Here is a 24,069-nt window from a genome sequence, read left to right as displayed (position 1 = left end):
CATACACGGCAAATCAGACGGGTGCGTCCCACCCGCCGATCTGGGAATAGATCGCGTTGCGGAGGTGGCGGACGTCGCGGTTCAGAGCGCCCAATTCCTGTGGCGTCTGGGTCGAGGCAGCAAGCAAGGTGTCGCTCAGACAACCAGCCTTGTGCTGTAACGCCCTGCCTTCGCCGGTCAACGCAATCAACACCTGGCGCTCGTTGCTCAGGTTTCTGGTCCTGCGTAGCAGGCCGGATACCTCAAGGCGCTTTAGAAGCGGCGTCAGCGTGCTGGATTCCAGGGCAAGGGCGTTGGCAATGGCACCCACCGTTTGTCCATCTTCGCTCCATAATACGTTGAGCACGAGATACTGCGGGTACGTTAGACCCAGCTCATCGAGAAGGGGCTTGTAAGCGCGCTGGATGGCAATACCAGCTGTATAAATTGCGTAGCACAATTGTTCGTGCAGAGGGGGCGGGTCGTTATGGCGTTTGGTCATTGTGAGCTCCTGTAGACTCCATATAGCCCATGCAAGCAGGAATTTAAATATCGCGATAAGAATTATCTTGACGCCTGAGCTGAAGTCTGCAAACTTATATATATCGCGATAACAGTTATCGCTCATAGGAGAAAGCCATGACACTCAAGACCACGACTACCGTTGCCGCAATCGCAGCCGCCGCCGCATTGTCTGCCGCCATATCGGCGGACGCCGCCGACACCATTCCTCAAAACCAGTCAGTAAAAAATGTTGTTCTCGTCCATGGCGCATTTGTGGACGGCTCTGGCTGGAGGGGTGTTTACGACAATCTGACAAAGCGCGGCTATCGCGTCACCATCGTGCAGAACCCGCTGACCTCGCTGGAAGACGATGTCGCAGCCACCAAACGTGCGCTTGAGCGGCAGGACGGTCCGGTCATTCTCGTCGGACATTCCTGGGGCGGCACAGTCATCACGGAAGCGGGCATAGACGCAAAGGTTGCAGGCCTCGTCTATGTTTCTGCTCTATCCCCCGATGCTGGCGAGACAACGGCACAGCAATACGCAGGATTTGCTCCCGCATCGGAGTTCGTCATCGAGACCACCAAGGATGGTTTCGGATATGTCAGCCCGGAAAAGTTCAAGGCTGGCTTTGCTCATGACGTCAGCGACGCCGATGTTGCGTTCATGAGGGACGCGCAGGTGCCGATCAACATGTTGGCGTTCGGCACCAAGCTCGAAAATGCTGCGTGGCGCACCAAGCCCAGCTGGGCCGTCATTGCTACCGAGGACAAGGCATTTGATCAGGCGATGCTGATCCACATGGCAGAGCGCATCAAGGCGAAGATCACCAAGGTTTCGGCAAGCCACGCCCTGTTCATGACGCAGCCGAAGGTGGTCGCGGATACCATTGATCAGGCCGCTAAGGCCGTCTCGGCGAAGAGGCAATGACAGACGCAGCCTCATCGGGACACTCCGCACTATCCCGATGACGACGAGCAGGGGCTGTCGAACCGAGCGAGGTCGGGCTAAAGCGAGCACATAAAAGGCCGCACGATCTCGGACTGGGATCCATTGCCCGCATTCGCCCCGGGGATCCCCAGCAAATTCGCTATTGTTTTGAATCCATTCACGGAGGTAGTCACGTGAAGCTGAATAGTCATGACCAAAATGCACTCGAAAATCCGCCCATTCCTCAGCGCGAGGTCGGTGATGTTTTCGACTTCATCGTCTGCGGCGCCGGGTCCAGCGGCTCCGTTGTCGCTGCGCGCCTGGCAGAGAGTGGGAACGCGAATGTTCTGCTGCTCGAGGCGGGTGGAGACGATGAGGCCGAGACCGTTACGAACCCTGCGCAGTGGCCGCTCAATCTCGGCTCGAGCCGGGACTGGGGCTTTGTTGGACAACCGGCCCCGGGCCTATATGGTCGACGTCTTCCTCTCAGCATGGGCAAGGGGCTCGGTGGCGGTTCGAGCATCAATGTCATGGTGTGGGCCAGAGGACACAAGCGAGATTGGGACCACTTTGCTGCTGAAGCCGGCGATGAGACGTGGGGCTACCAGTCGATCCTCGGCTACTATCGCCGGGTCGAAGACTGGCGCGGCGCTCCGGACTCAACGCGGCGCGGCGTGGGAGGACCGGCCTACGTAGCGCAGCCGCAGGCGCCCCAACCGATCGCAAAGGCCCTGTTGCGTGCGGCATCCGCTATCGGCATTCCCGTCTACGATAGCCCGAACGGTGAAATGATGGAGGGGCCAGGAGGGGCATCGATCGCTGAACTGCGGATCCGGGATGGCAAGCGGGAATCCGTGTTCGGATCCTATGTCCGTCCGCTCATGTCGCGGCCGAACCTGACGGTGCTGACCGATGCCCTGGTCACGCGTCTCATCTTCGATGGCAAGCGGGTGATTGGGGTCCAGGTTCTTGTCGATGGTCAGCGACGTCAATTCACGGCGCGTTGCGAGACGGTGCTGTCGCTTGGCGCGATCAACACGCCGAAAGTTTTGATGCAGTCGGGTATAGGCCCGGAAGATGAGTTACACGCTCATGGCATTCCTGTCGTTCAGCACTTACCTGGTGTTGGTCGCAATCATCAGGATCACCTCGCATTCGGCTGCACCTGGGCATATCGAAAGCCTGAAACCATCGGTGGTAGCGGCTGCGAAGCAAAACTATATTGGAAAAGCGACTCGCGTCTTGCCCAGCCGGACATTCTTCAGTGCCAGTTGGAGTTCGCCGTGCCTTCGCCGATCGAGACGGGTCTCCAAACGCCCGAACATGGCTGGACAATGTTTAACGGTCTCGCCCAACCGCAAAGCCGTGGTCGACTACGGCTCTCCGGCCCGGATACAAATGACCCCATCCTGATCGAACCGAACTCTTTGAGTGAACCAGAAGACATGGCTGCTGCCCTGGCCGCGGTGGAGCTATGCCGGGAACTGGGAAACAGCGAAGCGTTCACGCCGCTGGTGACAGGAGAGACAGCGCCAGGCGCGCGCGATCGGTCGGGAATGATTGACTTCATCCGCAGATCGGCCGTCACCTATTGGCATCAATCCTGCACAGCCAAGATGGGACGCGACAGAATGTCGGTGGTCGATAACGAGCTCAAAGTGTACGGTATTGATGGCCTTCGCATCGCAGACTCCTCGATCATGCCTCGCATCACCACCGGCAACACGATGGCGCCTTGTGTTGTCATCGGAGAGCGGGCGGCCGATCTGATCCGGGACATGCATGGCCTTACGGACTCGAGCGGAGGGTTCAATCAGCCCGTCTGATGAAGAGATTTATGTGGAGATCGGCGGCCAGCATACGTGGGCCGCCGAGCTTTTGTTCGCCTCGCGCCATATTGGTGCAAGGCGATAACCTCACGGCACCTGCGCCCCACTCACCGCGACATAAACCGAATAAACCGACCGCGTCGCCGCAATGAACAGCCGGTTGCGTTGGGGGCCGCCAAAGGTGAGGTTGGCGACGGTCTGGGGTACGCGGATCTTGCCGATCAGTTTGCCGGTCGAGTCGAAGCAATGCACGCCATCGGCCGCACTTGACCAGAGGTTCCCGTTCACGTCTGTGCGAATGCCGTCCGGGATGCCTTTGTCGATGAGGCAGAAGACGCGGCCGTTCGTAAGCCTGATGCCGTCGATCACGTCGAAAGCGCGGATGTGACGTGGCAGGCTTTCGTCATGGCTGGCTGCCGAATCCGCCACATAGAGGATGGTCTCGTCGGGCGAGAAGGCGAGGCCGTTCGGCTGGGTGAAATCCGTGACGACAGCAGCAAGCGCGCCGGTCGTCGGATCGAGCCGGTAGACGTTGCGCGTCGGTTGCTCCGGCTCGGCGCGAAAGCCTTCATAGTCCGACATGATGCCGTAGGTCGGGTCGGTGAACCAGATCGAGCCGTCTGACTTCACCACCACGTCGTTCGGCGAATTGAGCCTGGCGCCCTCGAAACGATCGGCGAGCACGGTGATCGAGCCGTCGACCTCGGTGCGGGTGACGCGGCGCGTCCCATGCTCGCAGGAGATCAGCCGTCCCTGCCGGTCGCGCGTATGGCCGTTGGTGAAGTTGGAGGGTTGCCGATAGATGGAGACGCCGTTCTCCGGCGTCCATCGCAACATGCGCTGGTTGGGTATGTCGCTCCACAGCAGCTGGTTGGCGTCGTTGAACCAGACGGGGCCCTCCGCCCAGCGGCAGCCCGAATAGAGTTCGTCGAGACCGGCGCTGGTCACGATCATCTGCCGGAAGCGCGGGTCGTGGATTTCGTAAATGCTGGCCTCGGCCATGGCGGTCTTCCCGTTTATCGCATGCCGGCCCGGCGACCGCCGGCGAGCATGATGACGCTGATGATGATGAGGCCGGTCATGATCAGGCGAATGCCCGCGCCGAACCCATAAGTATTGAGCATGGAGACGACCAGGAACATGAAGAGCGATGCGCCCCAGATCCCCGGCACGTTGGAATCGCCGCCGGCGACTGCCGTACCGCCGATCACGACGACAGCGATCGACATCAAGAGATATTCCGAGCCCATGTTGAGCGCTGCGCCGCCGGAGAAACAGGCGAGCAGATAGCCTGCGACCGAAGCGAGCACGGCGCAGAAGAGATAAGTGACGAAACGCGTGCCGTCGACCGGTATGCCGGCCATGCGCGCTGCCGGCATGCTCTGGCCGATCGCCGAGATCCAGCGTCCGTAGATCGTATTCTCGAGCAGGAACCAGGCAAGCAGCGAGATGAGGAAAGCGACGATCGCCACATTCGGCACGCCGAGCGCGTTCGACGTCGTGAATTCCGCCAGCACGCTCGGAGGCTTGATGCGCAAGCCCCGGTTCGTCCAGATCGCGGCGGACTGCACGATGAAGCTCATGGACAGCGTGGCGATGATCGGCGGAATGCGCAGCGCCTTGATGAGCGCATAGTTGCCGAGACCAACGACAAGACCGATGACGATGGCGACGAGAAGGCCCGGCAGGATCATGCCGTTTTCGACATTCATCAACTTCAGCGCCACCGTGCCGGCAAGCGTCATGGTGGCGGGAACCGAGAGATCGATGTTGCCGGGGCCGAGCGTGATGACGAACATCTGGCCGATGCCGACGATGACCGAGAAGGCCGCGAAGGTGAGGGCTGCCTGCGACAGGCCAAGCGTGCTGGCGCCGAGCGTCACCATGATCGTCAGGAACCAGACGACAAAGGCGGCAAGCCACGACCAGATCCAGGGTTTACGAAATAGGCGAAGGAGCGGGGTCATCGGCGTTTCTCCCGCTTCTCCAGGCGGTTCAGCATCAGCCGTAGTGCCAGCACAATGATGAGGATCGCGCCCTGAGCCCCGATCTGCCAGTCTGGTGAGATGCGCAGGAAGGACAGGAACGAGCCGGCGAGCGTCAGCGTCAGCGCGCCGATGACGGCGCCAATCGGGAAGACGCGGCCGCCAATGAACTCGCCGCCGCCGAGGATGACGCCGGCGATCGACAGCAGCGTGTAACGCAGCGCGATATTGGCATCGGCCGAGGTGGTCAGGCCGACGAGGGCGATGCCGGCGAGCACGGCAAAGAGGCCGGCAAGACCGTAGGCGGCAGCGCGCGCCCCGACAATCGACCAGCCGGCGCGCTCGACCGAACGCTGGTTACCGCCGATGCCGCGCATCAGCACGCCGAGCGACGACCGCATGACGAGAAGATGAGCGACGGCGGCAATGACGATGCTGGCGACGATCGCCATCGGCGCCAGCGGCGGCTTGACGGTCATCAGCCAGCGCACCCAGTCCGGCGCCTGCCCGCCCGGTGCCGGCAGCAGCAGGACGGCGAGGCCGCCCCAGACGAAGCTCATGCCAAGGGTCACGACTATGGACGGCAGGTTGCGCAGATAGATGACGATGCCGAGCGCTGCATAGGTTGCGATCGCCCCGGCAAGGATCAGCACGCCGGTCACCGGGGCATCTCGCAGAAAGGTCGCGGTGACGCAGGCGACGAAGCTGACGAAGGCGCCCATCGAGAGATCGAGATCGTTGACCGCCATCACGATCATCTGGGCGATCGTCGCAAGCGCGATCGGTACAGCCAGGTTGAACAGCAGGTTGAGCCCGACATAGCTCATGGCGCGCGGCTGCAGCCAGAAGACAGCGGCGAGCAGCAGCGTCAGCGACAGGGCGGGAATGGCAAGACGCATGGCGTCGGACGACAGCCGGAACGTCATGCGGCGACCCCCTCGAAGGAGGCGGCGATGATATTCGTCTCGTTGACGGCGTCACCAGCGAGTTCGGCCGTGATGCGGCCTTCGCGGAAGACGTAGACGCGGTCGCAGAGGCGGACCTCGTCCATTTCGGTCGAGTACCAGATGAAGGTGCGGCCATGCGCCGCTTCCTCGCGGATGATCGCGTAGACCTCCTGCTTGGTGCCGACATCGACGCCGCGCATCGGGTCGTCCATCAGCACGACAGGTGCGCGCGTCGCAAGCGCGCGGGCAAAGAGCACCTTCTGCTGGTTGCCGCCGGAAAGCGACAGGATGCGGTTGTCCATATCGGGCGTGCGGATCTCGATCCGCCGCTTCCAGTCGGTGGCTTTCGCCTCCTCTTCGCCCGCGAGGATGAGACCACGCCGGGAGAGATCACCGAGCGAGGCGATGGAGAAGTTGCGCAGGATGCTCCACAGTTCGAAGACGCCGTTGAGGCGGCGGTCGCCGGCGACGAAGGTGACGAGCGGATCGCGCTCCGGCAGCCAGTTGCTGGACTGGGCGGCATGCAGGGCGAGCAGCAGCCCAGTCTGCCCGTGGCCGGCCAGACCCGCCAGTCCGATGATCTCACCCTTGCGCGCCGCAAAGGGAAGCCCCTTCGCCTGATGGGACAGAATGAGCGGGGCGGTGGACTGTTCGCGGGCCGAGCGCTGCTTGGTCTCCTCCTTTGCAACGGTGCCCATCGCTTCCACGAGACCGTGATGGTCGAAGCCCTGCGCCGGGCGTTCGGCGACAACGCGGCCGTCCTTCATGACGACGATGCGATCGGAGGTTTCGAGGATCTCGTGCAGGATATGCGAGATGAAGATGACGGACCCACCCGCGGCAATGAAGCGGCGGACATGGTCGAGCATCTGGCGGGCAAGGCTTGCATCGAGCGACGAGGTCGGCTCGTCGAGGATCACCAGCCTCGGGGGAATGCCGGCGTCGGAAAAGGCCATTGATATCTCGACCATCTGCCGCTCGGCGATCGAAAGATCTCCCACGGCCCGGCTGCTGTCGATGCCGTGGCCGGGAAAGACGGCGTCGAGGCTCGTCTCGATGATTTTTGCGGCGCGCCTGCGCCAGCCGAAGCCACCGAGATGGCGATGCATGATGCGCGTATTCTGGACGATCGAAAGGTTGGGGCAGAGCGAGAGCTCCTGGAAGACGCAGCGCACGCCGCGGGCACGCGCAGCGTTGATGCCATAACGCTCCAGCCGTTCGCCGTCGCTCGCCACACTTCCTTCGTGCGGGGTGAGGCCGCCATTGATGACGCTGACGATGGTGGACTTGCCGGCTCCGTTGTGCCCGACGAGCCCGACGCATTCGCCCGGCATGACGCGAAGGGTCACGCCATCGAGTGCCCTGACTGCGCCGAAATTCACCTTGGCGCCATCGACGGCGATCACCGCCTTCAAAACGTCATCCATGCTGCCCGCCATGCCTGCTTGCAAAAAATGCCGCGCGACCTTCTGCGGCCGCGCGGCAGTCGCCGGGAGAATTACTTTGCCGACTCGATGACCTTGATTGCGTCTGCCTGCGTGTATTCCACGTTGGCGACGCCGCCGGCCTGGGTATTGGCGAGGTTGGTTTCGAGATTGTCCTGGTCGATGCGCAGGAAGGGGACGACGAGGTCCTTCTTGACTTGTTTGCCGTCGAGGATCTGCTGGGCCACCCAGAAGGCAAGCGTCGAGACGCCGGGCGCGATGGATACGGACATGGTCTCGTAGCCCTTCGCCTCCTTCTGCTCCTTCCACCACTTCAGTTCGTCTTCGCGGTTGCCCATGATGATGATCGGCATCTTCCGGTCGGTCGCGGCAATCGCCTGTGCGGCGCCATAGCCGTCGCCGCCCTGCGTTACCACGCCGGCAATGTCGGGCAGGCTCGGCAGGATGCCGGCAACAGCCTTCTGCGCCACGTCCTGCGCCCAGTCGCCGTGAACGGAGCCGACAACCTTGAACTGCGGGAACTGCTTGACGCCCTCGTGAATGCCGGCCGAGATCTCGTCGTCCACGAAGACACCGGCAAGGCCGCGGATCTCGAGCAGGTTGCCGCCGTCCGGAATTTTCTTCGACAGGTACTCGACCTCGCTGCGGCCCATTTCCTTGAAGTTGACGGCGATGCGCCAGGCGCAGGGCTCGGTGACGATGCCGTCGAAGGAAACGACGGTGATGCCGGCGTCGCAGGCCTCCTTGACCGCGCCGTTCAGCGCCGTCGGCGAGGCGGCGTTGAGCACGATCGCGTCATAGCCCTGCAGGATCATGTTCTGGATCTGCGCGGCCTGTTCCGTCGCCTGGTTCTCTGCGGTGGTGAAAGGGTCGGCTGCGGCAACGATGCCGGCCTTTACGGCTTCGCCCGTCACCTTGCCCCAGCTCGTCAGCATGGCCTGGCGCCACGAGTTGCCGGCATAGTTGTTGGAAAGGGCGATCTTCTTGGCCGACGTGTCGGCAAAGGCGGAAACGGGCATCGCGGCGCAAGCAATAGCGGCCGATGCCAGAAGCATCTTACGAATTGTCATGTCTTCCTCCCTGATGATCGCGCTGGTCGGCGGATCGCTTCACTCCTGCCGGCCCAACTGGGTCCGAGTGAAAATTGTTCTTGCACTGAGCTTCCTCCTCTCAGTAAGGGCAGGATGCGGGAGATCGATCGGCCTGTACAGGGGCAAGGCGGCAAGTCGTTTGCGGGATTTGCGCAACAAGCTGCGGGTTTACGCAAGACGGCGACGCGTCCGCGGGCGCTTACTGGGAAGGAGACGCTGCGGGTTGAGGAGCCTGCTGCCGTCTCGGGGAGGAACTGACAATGCTGCATCTCGTACCCGCAGCCATGTTCGACCATTATCTTGGCATTTCCCGGCTGCTCGCGGGCCAGCTCGACTTCCGCTCGGCTATCCGTTCCGTCGCGGCCGAGGTCGCCCATATCATCCCCCACGACCATCTCGATGTATGCGTGCTGCTTGAGGGCGGCAACTACCACACGGCCTACGAGACGGGCATCGAGACCGCCTGGGGCGGCCTTGCCGGTGCGCCTGTTGTCAACAGCCCCATCCGCTCGCTGCTCCGCGGCGAGGTGGATTTTCTGCTGGCGGACGACGCCATGATCGACCCGCGTTTCCACTTCGAGGGCGCGTTCAAGCGGCCGATCGTCGAACAGTCGCTGAGGAGCCGCTTGCATGTTCCGATGAAGGTGCAGGGCACGATCATCGCGGCGCTGTCTTGTTCGTCGCACAGGGCGGGCGTCTATACGATGGAGGATATCGAGCGCGCCCGCATCATCGCCGACCTGCTGACGCCCTATTTCTTCGCGCTGCAGGCGGCCGAACAGGCGCAACGCTCGGCCATTGTCGAGGCAGAGGCCCGTGCCCGCGAGGAGGGGTTGCGGCAAGGCGCGCTGAAGCTAACCGAAGCCCTGGAGCAGGAACGCCAGCGCATCGGCATGGACCTGCACGACCAGACGCTCGCCGACCTGACGCGGCTCGCCCGCCGGATCGATCGGCTGTCGCGCAACGGAGAGCTGGCGCCCGAGGCGCTGGAACCGATCTCCCGTTCCCTGCAGCATTGCATGCAGGATCTGCGGCAGATCATCGAGCAGGCAAAACCCTCCGTGCTCCAGCTCTTCGGCCTCGCCCAGGCGATCGAACATCATCTGGACCGGTCGACCCGCGACACCGGATCGGGCATCGAATGGGGCCTTGTCGACGAGACGCACGGCGCACTGGAGCGACTGGAACCGACCGTCAGCGTCGCGCTGTTCCGGATCGCGCAGGAGGCGATCAACAATGCGGTGCGCCATGCCGCCCCGCTGGCCGTCACGGTGCGGCTCGAGGCCGACGAGGAGCGGCTGTCGATCGAAATCTCCGACGACGGAACCGGCCTCACCAAGGCGCGGGGACGGATCGGCGGCGGCATCGACAATATGAAGACTCGGGCGCGGCTGATCTCGGCGCGGTTCACGACCGGGCCCGGCCACAACAATCGCGGGACTGCGGTGCGCGTCGTGCTACCGCTCTTACCGCACGACCCGGCAATCGGGCCAAACTGAGGAGAAGGGCGCCATGAAGGTTCTGATCGTCGAGGACGACCCGCTGCACCGGTCCTATCTGCACGAGGCTGTTAACGCGGCCCTGCCGGAATGCGACACGGTGATCGAGGCGGAGAACGGAACCGTCGGCGAGAAGCTCGCCCGCGACCACAAGTCGGCGCATATCGTCATGGACCTGCAGATGGCGAACCGCAACGGCATCGAGGCGGCGCGCACCATCTGGAAGGAGCGGCCGGAAACCCGCATCCTGTTCTGGTCGAATTACTCGGACGAGGCCTATGTGCGCGGCGTCTCCCGCATCGTGCCGGATGGCGCCGCCTATGGCTATGTGCTGAAATCCGCCTCCGACGAGCGGCTGAAGCTTGCGCTGCGCTCGATCTTCATCGAGAGCCAATGCGTCATCGACCGCGAAGTGCGGGGCCTGCAGCAAAAGAGCCTCGGCCAGACGAACGGCTTCACCGATTCCGAATACGAGATCCTCGTCGATATCGCTCTCGGCCTCACCGACCGGGCCATCGCCAAACGTCGGGGCCTGTCGCTGCGCAGCGTGCAGAACCGCCTGCAGCAGCTCTACGACAAGCTCGACGTCTACCAGAGCGCCGGTGACGACCATGAGGACGGCCGCTTCAATCTCCGCGCCCGCGCCGTCACCGTCGCTTTCCTGCGCAAACTCCTGAATTACAGCGCTCTGGAGCGAGCTGAAGCAGAGCTGCAGGAGTGGCTGGAGGGAAAGTAGTTTCCGGACTTTCGTGGAATGGCTGGGGATCAGAGACGTGGCTGCGGCCGCCTGCCTTTCACGGCGTATGAGCCAGCGCGATCGCATCGGCGGCTTCCTCGCAGCGATCGCTGAGCGTGCTGGTGGCCACTCGAATATGACTGCTTGGCAAGACGGAGAATTTGCTGCCTGGATTGACGGCGATATTGCGTGCGGCGAGCGTCACCATCGCGAATGGTTCGGAGACGACGGGCACCCAGAGGCACAGGCCCTGGCCCGACGGTATCGGTATTCCCCGTTCGCAGAGTGCATCGGCAAGAGCGTCGCGCCTCTGCTGATAGATCTCGCGCGCCTCGCCGATAAGCTGCCAGGTTGCCGGATCACGCAGTAGCCAGGCGGTGGCACTTTGCAGGATACGGCTGGTCCAGCCGGCGCTGAAGGAACGGTAAGACTGGATCTGGTCGACGATAGGCGCAGAACTCGACAGAACCGCGAGACGCAGATCCGGGCCGAGGCTTTTAGAGAGTGAGAGGATATGGATCGTCCGCTCCGCAAATCGGCCGCCGAGCGACTGCGGAGGCGCTGCCGACACGTCGCCGACGCCATCGTCCTCGATGACAAGCGTGTCGCTGTCTTCCAGCACATCTCCAAGCTGATCGAGGCGGGATGAACTGACCGTTACGCCGGTCACGGAATGCAGCCGCGGCTGGAACAGGAAAGCCGCCGGACGTTGCCGCAATGCTTCGCGCAGCGAATCCGGCAGGGGGCCTTCGCCGTCGCAGGCGATAGGGATGATTTTCACGCCGAGATCTTCCAGAATATCGAGCAGTCGCATGGCCGTCGGATGTTCGATCGCGACCGACGAGCCCGAGGAGACCAGCGCATGCAATATCGTATAGACGGCGTTGTAACCGCCATTGGTGGCCAGAAAGGCTTCCGCCTCATAAGGCCACCGCTCTGAAACGGCGCCCTTCAACTCAGGTACGATACGGCTGCGCTCATAGCTGTTGAGGTCGGCAGCTGACGCGCCGTAGGCCATTGCTTCGGCCAGGCGAGGAAGAAGTGCTGCATCCGGCCCGGCTAAGGTGAGGTCGAGAACACCGGCCGCATAGTTTCCCGAGCTCGCAAGACGCTCCGGCTTGGCGACAAAACGGTCGCCGCTAACCCAGGTGCCGTTGCGCCCCCGGCCGCTGATGATCTTTTGCCGCCGCAATTCGCCCCATGCTTGGGAGATCGTTGCCGGGCTGACACGCAATTCGTAGGCGATATCGCGGATCGCCGGCAGGCGCGTACCAATGGGCAGGACACCGGCGCGGATCAGCGCACTCGTTTCGAGGGCGATCCCCCTGATGCTGCAATCGGCTATTTTTTCAGCAAACCAGGAGGCTTCGACAGTGTCGCCCATTTTTCTCTCACTTTAAATGTTCAATAACGTAATAACATTTGTACTCACCATTTTGAACATTTAATTTGCCCCTCGTCGAGCCATTTCAGTGAGTTTTTTGCATGCCTGTAACGCTTCGCATCGCCCTTAGAGACTGGGATTACATGACACCGCTTGTGCTCGGTGATGTCAGTTCTTCCCGTCTCGATATCAAAGTGGATCGTGTGGGCACGCTGGTCTCCAGCCTCGCCGATGACGCGGCGCACGACGCCGCGGAAATGTCCTTCAGCCGCTATTCGCAGATGCGTCATGATGGCGATGATCGGATCGTCGGCATGCCGAACTTCATCATGCGCGGCTTCCGCCATCGCTGCATTATCACCACCAAGGGCAGTCCGATCCGCAAGCTGTCCGATCTCGGCGGCAAGAAGATCGGCGTGACCGGCTGGCGCGATTCCGGAAATACCTGGACCCGTGCTGCGTTGCGCCGGGAAGGCGTCGGCGTCGAGGATGCCATCTGGTATGCCGGGCGCCTGACGGAGGCTCATCCGATCGTCGACCGCCTTGATGGTTTTGGACGGCCTGGCCGCATCGAGGCTGCTCCCGGCGAGCGTCCGATGGTCGATCTTTTGCTGGATGGCGAGCTCGATGCCGTGTTCACGCCTTTCATGCCGAAGGGTTTCTTCGATCAGGAATCGCCCCTGCGACAGGTGCTGGATGATTTCCGCGCCGCTGAAGTCGCCTACTTCCATGGGGTCGGCTATATCCCGGGCATGCATCTGATCGGCTTCAAGGCTGATATCGTCCAGGAGCATCCCTGGATCATGGATGAACTCAGCGAGTTGATCGACGAGTCCCAGCGTCTCTGGCTGGAAAAGCGCGAGAAATATGCCGACACCACGCCCTGGATGATCGACGAACTGCGCCGCTGCGCGGCCGATCTGCCGCAGACCTGGAGGGCCAGCGGGCTTGCCGAGAACGAAGCAATGATCGCCGACTTTGCCGAGGAACTTTACGAACAGAAGATCATGCCGCGCCGTTTGACACCCGCCGAGCTGTTTCCGTGGCACGCCAAGGCCCGGTGAAATTCTTCGCGTCATGTTGAATTACCATTTTCGCAAAAAAGGGGAATGACATGCATTCAAAACTGATCGCTTCCGCCGCTCTGCTCGGTCTGATGATGACGACTTCGGTGTTCGCTGAGGAGGCGGGCGTACCAAAACAGACCGTCAACGACGCGCTTCGCGCCCGCCTGCCGGAGAAGCTCCGCACGGACGGCAAGATGATCTCCGTCAACAACGGTTCCTTTCCTCCCTATGAGATCGTCACCGGCACTAAACTGACCGGCGCCAGCGCCGATCTGACCGATGCGATCGGCCAGATGCTCGGCGTTACGATCGAGCACGAAACCGTCAGCGGACTGACCGCATTGCTCGCCGGCATCAATTCCGGCCGATACCAGTTCGCCTTCGGCCCGATAGGCGACTTCAAGACCCGTGAAGAGGCCAATGATTTCGTCGACTGGGTTCAGGAATACGTGGTCTTCTCCGTCCAGAAGGGCAATCCGAAGGCCATCGATTCGCTCGAAAGCGCCTGCGGCAATCGCATTGCCGTCATGGCCGGCGGCTCCGCCGAAAAGGTGATCCAGGCACAGGTCGAAAAGTGCAAGGCGGCGGGCAAGCCCGCGCCCGAAGTGCAGTCCTACACCGACCAGCCGAGCTCGATCCTGGCGGTCCGCTCCAAACGCGCCGATGCCTTCTTCTCCTCGCAGGCGCCGCTGACCTATTTCGTGTCTCAGGCAAACGGCCAGCTGGAACTGAGCGGCGTCGGCCAGAAGAATGGCTTCGACGATCTATATCAGGGCGCCGTGGTGCCGAAAGGCTCGCCGCTCGGCCCCGTTCTGCTCGACTCGATCAAGGCGTTGATGGATAACGGCACCTATGCCGCCATCATGAAGAAGTGGGGTCTTGAGAACAACATGATCAAGCAGCCCGGCCTCAATCTCGGCGGAGCCTTGCCGAAATGAGCACTCACGGCGTGACTGGCGCGCCGCCTTCGGGCGGTGCGGACTTCCGGGACGTTGCCCACGCCCACAAGCCCTTTCAAACGGGCCGGCTCATCCTATGGATGGCCGTGCTCCTCATTGCCGCGAACTTCCTGTGGATCGTCGCTCACAACGAGAATTTCGGCTGGCCTGTCGTCGCGGCCTATTTCTTCGATCCGACGGTGATTAGTGGCCTTTACGTCAGCCTGGGCCTGACGGTGATCGCGATGGCCATCGGCATCGTTCTCGGCCTCGGACTGGCGATCGCCCGGCTGTCGAATGACCGGCTCGCAAGTTCGCTGGCATCGCTGTTCATCTGGTTCTTTCGCGGCACGCCGCTCCTGGTGCAGCTGATCTTCTGGTACAATCTCTCGACCCTTTTTCCCGAACTCTCGATCGCCATTCCGTTCGGCCCGGCGCTCGCGAGCTGGGAGACCAATTCGGTGATCACGCCGATGACGGCGGCGATCGTCGGCCTTGCCTTGAACGAAGCGGCCTACATGGCCGAGATCATCCGCGGCGGCCTGCTCTCGGTCGATCGCGGCCAGTTCGAGACGGCGGAAGCCTTCGGCATGACCAAGGCGAGGGCGCTGTGGCGGATCATCATTCCGCAGGCGATGCGCTCGATCGTGCCGCCGACGGGCAACCAGCTGATCAGCATGATCAAGGCGACGTCGCTCGTCAGCGTCATCGCCATGGCCGATCTGCTCTATTCCGTCCAGTCGATCTACAATCGCACCTTCGAGATTGTGCCGATGCTGCTGGTCGCCGTCCTCTGGTACCTCTTCATCACTTCCATCCTCAATCTCGGCCAGAGCTATATCGAGGCCTATTACGGCCGCAGCGAACGGCGAAACAATACCGCCGCCGTCAAATCCGAGACCCTTGCAGAGGAGGCAAGCCATTGACCGGTGCCGAAATTGCAAAACCTCTCGTCAGAGCCCGTAACGTCCACAAGTCCTTCGACCAGCTCGAAGTGCTGAAGGGGATCGACCTCGACGTCATGCCGGGTGAAGTCGTCGTGGTGCTCGGCCCGTCCGGGTCGGGAAAATCGACCTTCCTGCGCTGCATCAACCATCTCGAAGCGATCAACAAGGGGTTCATCGAAGTCGATGGCGAACAGATCGGCTATCGCCTTCGCAAGGACCGGCTGGAAAAGCTGTCCAGCAACGGGATCGCCAGCCAGCGGCGCAAGATCGGCATGGTGTTCCAGCAGTTCAATCTCTATCCGCACATGACGGTGCTGCAGAACATCATCGAAGCCCCGATCGGTGTGCACGGAGAAAGCCGCAAGGCCGCAACCGAGAACGCCATGCGGCTTTTGGAGCGGGTCGGCCTATCGGAAAAGGCGGGTAGCTACCCCCGCCAACTCTCCGGCGGTCAGCAGCAGCGCGTCGCCATAGCTCGCGCCCTTGCGATCAAGCCCAAGCTGATGCTGTTCGATGAGCCCACCTCTGCGCTCGACCCGGAGCTGGTCGGCGAAGTTCTGTCCACCATGCGCGATCTCGCCAAACAGGGCCTGACCATGATCGTCGTGACCCACGAGATCGGTTTCGCCCGTGAGGCGGCCGATCGGGTGGTGTTCATGGACGGCGGCAATGTCGTCGAAATGGGCAAGCCCGAGGATGTCATCGGCAATCCGCAACATCCCCGAACCCAGGCTTTTCTCGCCCGTTTTCTCTGACTGGTGTCAGCTCGCTGCTTCGACCCTCGGGCCGGAGCAATCGTTCTTTTCGACCAATACTGGATGTTTTCATGCCCACGCTCGACAATGCCTATGCCCGCCTTTCCGACTTCGAAGCGATGGAGGGGGAGCTGAAGGCGATCCGTCAGTACCTGCATGCCCATCCGGAACTCTCCTTTGAAGAAGCGGAAACGGCACGTTACGTTGCAGAAAAGCTGGAAGGTTGGGGTTATGACGTGACCCGCAATGTCGGCGGTCACGGCGTTGTCGCGCGGCTCAGCGCCGGCAAGGGCAGCAAGGGCATCGCCATCCGCGCCGATATGGATGCGCTGCCGATCGTCGAGGAAACCGGACTTGCCTATGCCAGCGGCACCCCCGGCAAGATGCATGCCTGCGGCCATGACGGTCACACGACCGTGCTGCTCGGCGCAGCCGAATATCTCGCCCGCACCCGCCGCTTCAACGGCACGGTGACGCTGATCTTCCAGCCGGCGGAAGAGGCGGGCAAGAATAGCGGCGCCCAGGCGATGATCGCCGACGGCCTGTTCGAGCGGTTTCTGTTCGACGCCATCTTTGGTCTGCATAATCACCCCGGCGCTCCCGAAGGCACCATCCTGCTGCGATCCGGCCCGATGATGGCGGCGTCTGATACCGTCGAGATTACCATCAAGGGCAAAGGCGGCCATGCCTCGCGGCCGCACCTGACCATCGATCCCGTGGTCGTGGCGTGCAACCTCGTCGTCTCGCTGCAGACGATCATCTCGCGCAACCTCGATCCGACCCAGACGGCGGTCATTACCGTCGGCACGATCCATGCCGGCGATGCCGTCAACGTCATTCCGGAATATGCCAAGCTCGCATTGAGCGTGCGCTCCTTCGAGCCTGGCATTCGCAACCTCCTGCAGGAGCGCATCACCAAGCTCGCCCGCTCGGTGGCGGACGGTCATGATGCTTCGATCGAGATCGACTACGATCGCGGCAATCCTGTCGTCGTCAATTCGCCTGGTGAGACGGATTTTGCCCGGATCGTCGCGGCAGAACTGATCGGCGAAGACAAGGTCGCGACCTGCCCGCTCATTCCCGGCAGCGAGGATTTCTCGCACTTTCTCGAGCACAAGCCGGGCAGCTTCCTGCGTCTCGGCAACGGCATGAATTCCGCCACCCTGCATAGCCCCAAATATGACTTCGCCGATGCCAGCCTGACGGTAGGTGCAGCTATGTGGGCTAGGCTCGCGGAGCGCTACCTCCAGGACGACGCCTGAAGTCCCGGTCGCCCGGCTTGACCGGGTCGCATTTGAGCTTGCACTCTCTGTAGCGCAAAAGGATTTTGTAGCCCTTTTCAAGCGAGAAGATCACTTCAAGATCTCTCGCCGCAATTCAGGATGCGCAGCATGATTGCCAACTATACCGACGCCGGCCTCGACTTGTCTTACGATCTCGAATTTTACGCACTGATGGCGGAAAGCTTCGAACGAAGCGTAGGACGCAGCCTGACGCCGGAAGGCCAGGGTGCTGAATGGCTTTACGACCAGTCGCCGGCGGTTGTCCTTGCCCACAACATCGATGCCGATCCGCGCTTCATCTACGCAAACCGCGCTGCCCAGGCCTGCTTTGAATATTCGTGGGACGAGTTCATCACTTTGCCATCGCGTCTTTCGGCGGAGGCACCCGATCGCGCGGAACGTGACAGGTTGTTGAATGCCGTGGCGGCCAACGGCTTTATCGCCGACTACCGAGGACTTCGCATCGCCAAGTCAGGGCGGCGTTTCTATATCGAGAAAGCCATCGTCTGGGATCTCGTCGACCGCAGCGGACACCGTCGCGGTCAGGCTGCGACATTCGACTCCTGGCAAGACGTACAGGCGGATTGAGCGCCGGCTGCGGAGACGCCGACCACGCGCCGGATATGTTTCCGCGGCTTTGCAAACGATGTCGTTTGCCACTTGGTTGCCAAAAAACCATGATTGCGTCACATAGATCGCACATCGAGACTCGGCATTAAGAATTGGATCAACGCTGAATGCGCATAGCCTACGTTTTCCTTGGTGCATTTCTTGCAATTGCACAGTCCGCATATGCTGAAGTCGCATCGCCGCCTGTTTTGGCGCCGCTAAAGCGACAGGCGCAAGCCGCTGAGTTGAGCGCACAATTTCTTTCGCGGTATAGCTACAAGCCCGTTCCACTCGACGACGCCTTGTCGGCCAGGATCATGGATGGGTTCATCAAGTCACTTGATCCGGACCGCATGCTCTTCCTGCAAGCGGATATCGACAGGTTTATGTCCGATCGCAACGAGATCGACGATGCGATAGAACGGAAGGACTTGAAGATCCCGTTTGCGATTTTCAACACCTATGAACAGCGCGTTGTCGACCGCATGAATTACGCGCGCAGCCTGCTTAAGCAGGGCTTCGATTTCAGTGCGCAGGAAAATTATTCGGTGCTGCGCGACAAAGCGCCGTGGCCGCAGTCGGAAGCCGAGAGCAATGAGCTTTGGCGCAAGCGCGTCAAAAGCGACTGGTTGCGGTTGAAACTGGGCGGTAAAAACGACGCGGCCATTCGCGAAACACTCGACAAACGTTATGAAAACACGCTCGAGCGCGCTTACAAGTTTAAAAGCGACGACGTTTTCCAGTCGTTCATGGACGCCTATTCAACGTCGATCGATCCGCACACGGACTATTTCGGCGCGGCCGCTTCAGCCGACTTCAATGTCTCGATGAAGCTTTCGCTGTTTGGTATCGGTGCTGTGCTGCAGGAACGCGACGACTACACGACGATCCGTGAGCTCGTGCCTGGCGGACCGGCGCAACTGTCCGGCAAGCTCGCGGTCGGAGACCGCATTACCGGCGTTGGTCAAGGCAAGGATGGGGCGATCAAAGAAGTGGTGGGCACGCGCCTTGACGAAGTCGTGCAGATGATACGCGGAAAAAAAGACTCCGTCGTGCGGCTGGACATCCTGCCGGCAGATGCCGGAGCAGATGGCACGCATCGCGTCATCAGCCTGGTGCGCGATAAAATCAGTCTCGACAAGCAGGCCGCCAGGAAGACTGTGCTGTCCGTGAAGGCGGGCGACGCCACGCGTAAAATCGGGATCATCACGCTGCCGGTATTCTACGAGGATTTCGAAGCCAAGGGCAAAGGCGACAAGGATTACAAAAGTGCAAGCCGCGATGTCGCCAAGCTTCTCGACGAACTGAAGCAAGAACAGGTCGACAGCGTTCTCATCGACCTGCGCAACAATGGCGGCGGTTCATTGGACGAGGCGATTGATTTGACCGGTCTGTTCATCGGCAACGGCCCGGTCGTTCAGCAACGTGGCAGCAACGGCAAGATCGAGGTCAAAAGCGCTGAGTTTGCAGAGCCTGTCTGGACAGGCCCGATGGGTGTCCTGATCAATCGCGGATCGGCCTCGGCTTCGGAGATTTTTGCCGCGGCAATCCAGGATTATGGTCGAGGCGTGATCGTCGGCGAACCCAGTTTCGGGAAGGGCACGGTTCAGACCGTCGTCGATCTTGACCAGATCGTTCGCAACAGCAAACCCGAATTCGGGGAGCTGAAAGTGACGATTGCCCAGTTTTTCCGGGTCAATGGCGGTACGACGCAGTTGCACGGCGTGACGCCTGATATCAGCTTGCCGGGACTGTCCGATCCGACTGCTTTCGGGGAAACCAGTTATGACAATGCGCTGCCGTGGGCTGAGATCAAGCCCGCGAACTACGCGCGCGCCGACACAGTCGCGACGTTGCTGCCGACATTGCAAAGCCGCCATGATGCGCGGGTCGGCAGCGATCCGGACTTCCAACGCCTGTTGAAAGACATTGCCGACCTCAAGGCGCAGCGCGAGAAAGGGGTTATCTCCCTCAACGAAGCCGAACGTCGCAAAGAAGCGACGGCTCGTGAGAAACGCTTCAAGGATCGAGCGGAAGCAGGGGATGGCGAGGATCTTGGAGATGATGGCCTTGAGGCCGGCGAGCGCAGCCTGAGCGCTGATATTGCCATCGAGAATGCCCGCAAGAACGCAAAGGACGTTCTGCTGGATGAGGCGGCCGCCATTCTTGCCGACGAGGCGGATCTGCAGCAAGGCGTGCTGAAGGCAGCCACGAAACAAACGGGAAAAACGGACGGAAAATAATTATACCCGACCTGCGCAACGGCATGCGCAGCTTTGCGATCACCTCGCCATAGTGGACCTGGGTTCAGGTTTCCTCAAGGCGAGGGATCTCGTTGGCGATTTCTGGACCGGCGTGATGACAGGCGGTCAGAAGACCAGGGGCTTCCGTTCGCGCGATTAGGGCCGGCTCCTGTTCTGCGCAGATCGAGGTTGCTTTCCAGCAACGCGTTCGAAAACGGCATCCGCTGGGCGGATTTGCGGGGCTCGGCAGATCGCCCTGCAGAACGATGCGCTTGCGCTGCGCGCGACGCCTCGGATCCGGTGTCGGGACCGCCGACATCAGGGCCTGCGTGTAGGGATGGGCCGCCGCGCCGAAGATCGATTGCTTTGGTCCCGTTTCGATGATCCTGCCGAGATACATGACCATGACACGGTCCGAGACATGCCGCACAACGGCGAGATCATGCGCGACGAACAGCATCGCCAGATTGCGCTCGCGCCTCAGTCCGGCGAGCAGGTTGATCACTTGCGCCTGGACCGAGACGTCGAGGGCCGAGACAGGCTCGTCGCAGACAAGAAGTGTCGGATTGAGGGCGAGAGCACGGGCAATGCCAAGGCGCTGCCGCTGGCCGCCTGAAAATTCCGAGGGATAACGGTCCGCATGCTCGGCGCGCAGCCCCACGGATTCGAGCAGCTTGACCGTCTCTTCACGCCAGTTGCTCTTAGGCACGACCCCCGGGTGCAATGCCCACGGTTCGGAAATTAGCCGGTCGACCCGCATGCGGGGATTGAGCGACTGGTAGGGGTCCTGAAAAACGACTTGCATCTTGCGGCGCAATTCATGCAGCCGCCGGCCACTGGCTGTCGTAATGTCCACACCGTCAAGCAAAGCGCTGCCGCTTGTCGCCGGCCCAAGCTTCAAGAGCGTCCGAACCAGCGAGGTTTTGCCGCAACCGCTTTCTCCGACGAGGCCGAGCGTCTCTCCATTGGCAATCTCGAAGCTGACATCATCGACGGCACGCACCGGCGCCGAGGCGCTGCCGAAGTGCCGGGAGAGGTTTTGGACCTTGAGCAGAGGTTCGATCATACTGGAGATACCGGGAAGTGGCAGGCGGCCTGGCGGCCCAGCCCAACGGTTTCGAGATGGGGGACGAACTCGGCACAGAGCGCTTCAGCGCGTGGACAGCGGGTTCTGAATGCGCAGCCGGAAGGCAGGGCGACAGGATTGGGGGCGGAGCCGGGGATCGGCACCAATTCGTCTTCATCTGTGTCCATGCGCGGCTGCGAGGCAAGCAATCCAACGCTGTAAGGATGCCGGGCATCCTCGAACAGTTCGAAGACGCTTGCGGTCTCGACGACGCGGCCGGCATACATGACGGCGACGCGATCGGCGAGTTCGGCGACGACGCCGAGATCATGGGTGATGAAGATCATGCCGGCATCGCTGCGTTTGCGGATAGTCTCCAGAAGATCGACCACCTGCGCCTGGATCGTGACGTCGAGCGCTGTCGTCGGCTCGTCTGCGATGATGACATCCGGTTCCAGTGCCACGGCCATGGCGATCATGATGCGTTGGCGCATACCGCCCGAAAACTCATGCGGATATTGCCTGGCACGGCTTTCAGGATCAGGAATGCCGATAGCCGTCAGGAGGTCGATCACGGCCTTTTCGACACCGCCTTCCGGAGTGCGGCCGTGGATGCGGAACATTTCGGCGATCTGCCAACCCACGGAATAGACCGGGTTGAGCGCTGCGAGCGCATCCTGAAAGATCAGGGCGATGCGGTCGCCGCAAAGATCGCGCCGTTCGTTCCGCGAGAGCTGCAACAGCTCGACACCGTCGAAACGGATCGATCCTCTATTGATTTCGCCCGGTGGATTGGGAACGAGATCCATGATGGCCGATGCGGTCACCGACTTGCCGGAGCCGCTTTCGCCGAGAAGCGCCAGCACCTCTCCGCGCTCGAGCGAGAAGGAGACGCCGTTGAGCGCGAGGATGCGGCCGGCTGCCGTATCGAAACTGACCTGCAAATCCTCAACTTCGAGAAGAGCCATCAGCGCCTCCGGCTGACAAGACGCCAGTGCTGCGACGGGTCATTGACGATCCGGAACCAGTTGGCGAGGAGATTGAAGGACATGGTGGTGAGCATCACCGCCATGCCGGGGAAAAAGCCCAGCCACCAAGCGGATGACAGATATCCCTGGCCCTGCGCCACCATCAGACCCCAGCTCACTGCAGGCGGCTGGATGCCGAGGCCGAGATAGCTCAGCCCGGATTCGAACAGCATGACCATGGCGAGATTGACAGAGGCGAGTGTCAGCATCGTGGGAGCGACGCTCGGGAGAATGTGATTGCGCAATATCCAGACAGGCCCGCCGCCAAAGACGCGCGCCGCATCAACGAAAAGCCTCTCCCGGACTTCGAGAGTTTCGGCTCTTGCGACGCGGATATAGGCAGGCATGCGGGTAACGGCGAGCACGATCACGAGGTTGCCGACGCTCGGGCCGAACAGGTAAAGGCCAAAGAGCGCCACCAGCAGCGTCGGGAAACCCAGGATGATATCGCACACCCGCATGACAAGGTTGCCGATGATGCCACCGAAGTAACCGGCGATTACGCCGAGCAGCGTTCCGCCGATCAGGCTCGTCAGCACGGTCACCAGCGCTATGCCGATCGTCGTGGATGCCGCCTGGATGAGGCGAACGAGAAGCGGGCGCCCGAGGGCGTCGGCGCCCAGCCACAACGTCCAGGACTGGCCGAAGTCGAAGGGCGGCAGGTTGCGCGCCTTCAGCGAAATGCGGTTTTCGCCGAGCAGCGACGATGCATCCGCAAGAATGGCAAGGACGACGATCAGCAGCCAGATCGTCGCAGCGACCGCCATCGGGTCACCCGCGAGCGCGCGCATGAACCACAGAACGCGGCGGCTTCGGCGCTCGCGGGCGGGGAGGACGTCGGCGGACGTGCTGGTCATTCAACCCTCACACGCGGATCGATCGAGGCATAGAGCATGTCGACCAGGATATTGATGAAGAAGATGACGACGGCGACCGCGAAGATCGATGCCTGGACGATCGCGAAGTCGCGCTTCAGGATGCCGTCGATCAGTAGCTTGCCGATGCCGGGAAACCCAAAAACAACCTCGACGACGCCACCGCCACCGGCGAACTGGGCGGCGAGGTCACCGGTCACGGTCACCGCGGGCAGGAGGGCATTGCGCAGTGCATGCACGAAGGTGACCCGGCCGCCGCGCGCGCCCTTGGCCCGCGCAGTCCGGACAAATGTCGCGTTCAGTGCTTCGATCATCGAGCCGCGGACGATTTGCACCAGCGTCCCGAATGGCCTGGCAAAAAGACAGGCAACCGGCAGGATCCAATAGATCGGACCGCCGAAACCCGATGTCGGCAGAATGCGCAAGGTGACGGCAAACAGCAGGACGCCCATCAGCCCGAGCCAGAAATCCGGCACGCTGGCCGCTGCCTGCGACAGCAAGTTGATACCCCGGTCGATCCAGCCTCCGGCGTTCACAGCCGCAATCGATCCGATGATGACGGCAGTGATGAAAGCCAGGGTCAAGGCAATGGCACCGAGCGCCAGCGTATTCGGCAACGCCTCCAGGACAACGTCCATGGCCGGGCGGTTGTGCCAAAGCGACGTGCCGAAATCGAGGCTCAGCATGTCCCCGGCCCAATCGAGGAATTGCCACGGGAGGGAGCGATCGAGGCCGAGACGGACACGCATGGCTTCGCGGGCTGCATCCGAGGCATCGACGGGCAGGTAGAGATTGACGGGATCGCCCGTCAACCGCACCAGGAAGAAGGCAGATGTCATCAGTGCGGCAAGTGCGAGTGCCGCAAAGGCCGCGCGTTTCAGGAAGTAGGTGAAGGACATCCGCTCTCCTCAAGGGACGTTCGGCAACCA

The 24,069-nt window shown here is 61.6% G+C and carries 22 protein-coding genes; 11 read left to right on the top strand and 11 right to left on the bottom strand.

The genetic code is table 11. From position 1 onward, the window contains the following. Positions 1–13 precede the first annotated feature (13 nt). On the bottom strand, positions 14–481 hold the full coding sequence (locus CUJ84_RS25245) for a MarR family winged helix-turn-helix transcriptional regulator (RefSeq protein WP_105009157.1): 468 nt from the start codon (positions 479–481) through the stop codon (positions 14–16). Positions 482–618: 137 nt separating this feature from the next. On the opposite strand from CUJ84_RS25245, the gene CUJ84_RS25240 reads away from it, so the two are divergent. After that, a complete protein-coding gene (locus CUJ84_RS25240) occupies positions 619–1,413 on the top strand; it encodes an alpha/beta hydrolase (protein ID WP_105008449.1) in 795 nt (264 codons plus the stop codon). 194 nt (positions 1,414–1,607) lie between these two features. Then, complete coding sequence (locus CUJ84_RS25235; RefSeq protein ID WP_105008448.1) at positions 1,608–3,239, top strand: GMC family oxidoreductase; 1,632 nt, start codon at positions 1,608–1,610, stop codon at positions 3,237–3,239. A 90-nt stretch (positions 3,240–3,329) separates the two neighbouring features. On the opposite strand, the gene CUJ84_RS25230 is transcribed toward CUJ84_RS25235, so the two are convergent. From CUJ84_RS25230 to CUJ84_RS25210, 5 genes are all read right to left on the bottom strand, one after another. After that, entirely contained in the window at positions 3,330–4,244 is a 915-nt protein-coding gene (locus tag CUJ84_RS25230; protein ID WP_105008447.1) for an SMP-30/gluconolactonase/LRE family protein, read from the bottom strand. A gap of 14 nt (positions 4,245–4,258) precedes the next feature. Beyond that, the gene (locus CUJ84_RS25225) at positions 4,259–5,209 is read right to left on the bottom strand and encodes an ABC transporter permease (RefSeq protein WP_105008446.1); all 951 of its coding nucleotides are present in this window, start codon (positions 5,207–5,209) and stop codon (positions 4,259–4,261) included. After that, positions 5,206–6,153, bottom strand: a complete 948-nt coding sequence (locus CUJ84_RS25220) for an ABC transporter permease (RefSeq protein WP_105008445.1) — start codon at positions 6,151–6,153, stop codon at positions 5,206–5,208. Before CUJ84_RS25220 ends, CUJ84_RS25225 begins: the two co-directional genes overlap by 4 nt. After that, the gene (locus CUJ84_RS25215; protein ID WP_105009156.1) at positions 6,150–7,601 is read right to left on the bottom strand and encodes a sugar ABC transporter ATP-binding protein; all 1,452 of its coding nucleotides are present in this window, start codon (positions 7,599–7,601) and stop codon (positions 6,150–6,152) included. Before CUJ84_RS25215 ends, CUJ84_RS25220 begins: the two co-directional genes overlap by 4 nt. Before the next feature lie 71 nt (positions 7,602–7,672). Further along, positions 7,673–8,689 (bottom strand): ABC transporter substrate-binding protein, encoded by a 1,017-nt coding sequence (locus CUJ84_RS25210; protein ID WP_105008444.1) that lies wholly within the window; start codon positions 8,687–8,689, stop codon positions 7,673–7,675. A gap of 281 nt (positions 8,690–8,970) precedes the next feature. Between CUJ84_RS25210 and CUJ84_RS25205 the strand changes: the two genes are divergently transcribed. Continuing rightward, positions 8,971–10,209: a GAF domain-containing sensor histidine kinase gene (locus CUJ84_RS25205; protein WP_105008443.1), complete on the top strand. Its 1,239-nt coding sequence runs from the start codon at positions 8,971–8,973 to the stop codon at positions 10,207–10,209. A gap of 13 nt (positions 10,210–10,222) precedes the next feature. After that, complete coding sequence (locus tag CUJ84_RS25200; protein ID WP_003562390.1) at positions 10,223–10,945, top strand: response regulator transcription factor; 723 nt, start codon at positions 10,223–10,225, stop codon at positions 10,943–10,945. Positions 10,946–11,003: 58 nt separating this feature from the next. Here the strand turns inward: CUJ84_RS25200 and CUJ84_RS25195 are convergent, their stop codons facing one another. Continuing rightward, positions 11,004–12,329, bottom strand: a complete 1,326-nt coding sequence (locus CUJ84_RS25195) for a PLP-dependent aminotransferase family protein (RefSeq protein WP_105008442.1) — start codon at positions 12,327–12,329, stop codon at positions 11,004–11,006. Between the two features lie 101 nt (positions 12,330–12,430). Between CUJ84_RS25195 and CUJ84_RS25190 the strand changes: the two genes are divergently transcribed. The 7 genes from CUJ84_RS25190 to CUJ84_RS25160 all read left to right on the top strand — a co-directional run bounded on the left by CUJ84_RS25190 (position 12,431) and on the right by CUJ84_RS25160 (position 20,171). Next, complete coding sequence (locus CUJ84_RS25190) at positions 12,431–13,393, top strand: nitrate ABC transporter substrate-binding protein (protein WP_105008441.1); 963 nt, start codon at positions 12,431–12,433, stop codon at positions 13,391–13,393. Between the two features lie 50 nt (positions 13,394–13,443). Then, positions 13,444–14,334: an ABC transporter substrate-binding protein gene (locus CUJ84_RS25185; protein WP_105008440.1), complete on the top strand. Its 891-nt coding sequence runs from the start codon at positions 13,444–13,446 to the stop codon at positions 14,332–14,334. Continuing rightward, entirely contained in the window at positions 14,331–15,260 is a 930-nt protein-coding gene (locus CUJ84_RS25180) for an amino acid ABC transporter permease (protein ID WP_105008439.1), read from the top strand. Before CUJ84_RS25185 ends, CUJ84_RS25180 begins: the two co-directional genes overlap by 4 nt. After that, positions 15,257–16,036 (top strand): amino acid ABC transporter ATP-binding protein, encoded by a 780-nt coding sequence (locus CUJ84_RS25175; RefSeq protein ID WP_027686300.1) that lies wholly within the window; start codon positions 15,257–15,259, stop codon positions 16,034–16,036. Before CUJ84_RS25180 ends, CUJ84_RS25175 begins: the two co-directional genes overlap by 4 nt. Positions 16,037–16,107: 71 nt before the next feature. Further along, on the top strand, positions 16,108–17,298 hold the full coding sequence (locus tag CUJ84_RS25170) for a M20 aminoacylase family protein (RefSeq protein WP_105008438.1): 1,191 nt from the start codon (positions 16,108–16,110) through the stop codon (positions 17,296–17,298). 129 nt (positions 17,299–17,427) lie between these two features. Beyond that, positions 17,428–17,907: an MEKHLA domain-containing protein gene (locus CUJ84_RS25165; RefSeq protein WP_199788850.1), complete on the top strand. Its 480-nt coding sequence runs from the start codon at positions 17,428–17,430 to the stop codon at positions 17,905–17,907. Positions 17,908–18,056: 149 nt separating this feature from the next. Continuing rightward, positions 18,057–20,171, top strand: coding sequence for a carboxy terminal-processing peptidase (locus tag CUJ84_RS25160; RefSeq protein ID WP_105008436.1), 2,115 nt, complete (start codon positions 18,057–18,059; stop codon positions 20,169–20,171). 64 nt (positions 20,172–20,235) lie between these two features. Here CUJ84_RS25160 and CUJ84_RS25155 read toward each other — a convergent pair whose 3' ends face one another. The 4 genes from CUJ84_RS25155 to CUJ84_RS25140 are packed head-to-tail and all read right to left on the bottom strand — an operon-like array spanning position 20,236 to position 24,039. After that, positions 20,236–21,237 (bottom strand): ABC transporter ATP-binding protein, encoded by a 1,002-nt coding sequence (locus tag CUJ84_RS25155; protein WP_105008435.1) that lies wholly within the window; start codon positions 21,235–21,237, stop codon positions 20,236–20,238. Then, the gene (locus CUJ84_RS25150; RefSeq protein ID WP_105008434.1) at positions 21,234–22,205 is read right to left on the bottom strand and encodes an ABC transporter ATP-binding protein; all 972 of its coding nucleotides are present in this window, start codon (positions 22,203–22,205) and stop codon (positions 21,234–21,236) included. The genes CUJ84_RS25155 and CUJ84_RS25150 overlap by 4 nt, the downstream gene beginning before the upstream one ends. After that, positions 22,205–23,122 (bottom strand): ABC transporter permease, encoded by a 918-nt coding sequence (locus CUJ84_RS25145; protein ID WP_105008433.1) that lies wholly within the window; start codon positions 23,120–23,122, stop codon positions 22,205–22,207. Before CUJ84_RS25145 ends, CUJ84_RS25150 begins: the two co-directional genes overlap by 1 nt. Further along, positions 23,119–24,039, bottom strand: coding sequence for an ABC transporter permease (locus CUJ84_RS25140; protein ID WP_105008432.1), 921 nt, complete (start codon positions 24,037–24,039; stop codon positions 23,119–23,121). Before CUJ84_RS25140 ends, CUJ84_RS25145 begins: the two co-directional genes overlap by 4 nt. Positions 24,040–24,069: the final 30 nt, after the last annotated feature.

Origin of the sequence: Rhizobium leguminosarum (genome assembly GCF_002953715.1) — a bacterium.
GTDB classification, from domain to species: Bacteria; Pseudomonadota; Alphaproteobacteria; order Rhizobiales; family Rhizobiaceae; genus Rhizobium; species Rhizobium leguminosarum_V.
The sequence above is the reverse complement of the archived record's forward strand: the minus strand, read 5'-3'. Positions and strand labels throughout refer to the sequence as shown.

Bases quoted from the DNA above. Each gene is read 5' to 3' on its own strand.
- CUJ84_RS25245 (WP_105009157.1), bottom strand. From the start codon at position 481: ATGACCAAACGCCATAACGACCCGCCCCCTCTGCACGAACAATTGTGC.
- CUJ84_RS25240 (WP_105008449.1), top strand. From the start codon at position 619: ATGACACTCAAGACCACGACTACCGTTGCCGCAATCGCAGCCGCCGCC.
- CUJ84_RS25230 (WP_105008447.1), bottom strand. From the start codon at position 4,244: ATGGCCGAGGCCAGCATTTACGAAATCCACGACCCGCGCTTCCGGCAG.
- CUJ84_RS25225 (WP_105008446.1), bottom strand. From the start codon at position 5,209: ATGACCCCGCTCCTTCGCCTATTTCGTAAACCCTGGATCTGGTCGTGG.
- CUJ84_RS25220 (WP_105008445.1), bottom strand. From the start codon at position 6,153: ATGACGTTCCGGCTGTCGTCCGACGCCATGCGTCTTGCCATTCCCGCC.
- CUJ84_RS25215 (WP_105009156.1), bottom strand. From the start codon at position 7,601: ATGGATGACGTTTTGAAGGCGGTGATCGCCGTCGATGGCGCCAAGGTG.
- CUJ84_RS25210 (WP_105008444.1), bottom strand. From the start codon at position 8,689: ATGACAATTCGTAAGATGCTTCTGGCATCGGCCGCTATTGCTTGCGCC.
- CUJ84_RS25205 (WP_105008443.1), top strand. From the start codon at position 8,971: ATGCTGCATCTCGTACCCGCAGCCATGTTCGACCATTATCTTGGCATT.
- CUJ84_RS25200 (WP_003562390.1), top strand. From the start codon at position 10,223: ATGAAGGTTCTGATCGTCGAGGACGACCCGCTGCACCGGTCCTATCTG.
- CUJ84_RS25195 (WP_105008442.1), bottom strand. From the start codon at position 12,329: ATGGGCGACACTGTCGAAGCCTCCTGGTTTGCTGAAAAAATAGCCGAT.
- CUJ84_RS25190 (WP_105008441.1), top strand. From the start codon at position 12,431: ATGCCTGTAACGCTTCGCATCGCCCTTAGAGACTGGGATTACATGACA.
- CUJ84_RS25185 (WP_105008440.1), top strand. From the start codon at position 13,444: ATGCATTCAAAACTGATCGCTTCCGCCGCTCTGCTCGGTCTGATGATG.
- CUJ84_RS25180 (WP_105008439.1), top strand. From the start codon at position 14,331: ATGAGCACTCACGGCGTGACTGGCGCGCCGCCTTCGGGCGGTGCGGAC.
- CUJ84_RS25170 (WP_105008438.1), top strand. From the start codon at position 16,108: ATGCCCACGCTCGACAATGCCTATGCCCGCCTTTCCGACTTCGAAGCG.
- CUJ84_RS25165 (WP_199788850.1), top strand. From the start codon at position 17,428: ATGATTGCCAACTATACCGACGCCGGCCTCGACTTGTCTTACGATCTC.
- CUJ84_RS25160 (WP_105008436.1), top strand. From the start codon at position 18,057: ATGCGCATAGCCTACGTTTTCCTTGGTGCATTTCTTGCAATTGCACAG.
- CUJ84_RS25155 (WP_105008435.1), bottom strand. From the start codon at position 21,237: ATGATCGAACCTCTGCTCAAGGTCCAAAACCTCTCCCGGCACTTCGGC.
- CUJ84_RS25150 (WP_105008434.1), bottom strand. From the start codon at position 22,205: ATGGCTCTTCTCGAAGTTGAGGATTTGCAGGTCAGTTTCGATACGGCA.
- CUJ84_RS25145 (WP_105008433.1), bottom strand. From the start codon at position 23,122: ATGACCAGCACGTCCGCCGACGTCCTCCCCGCCCGCGAGCGCCGAAGC.
- CUJ84_RS25140 (WP_105008432.1), bottom strand. From the start codon at position 24,039: ATGTCCTTCACCTACTTCCTGAAACGCGCGGCCTTTGCGGCACTCGCA.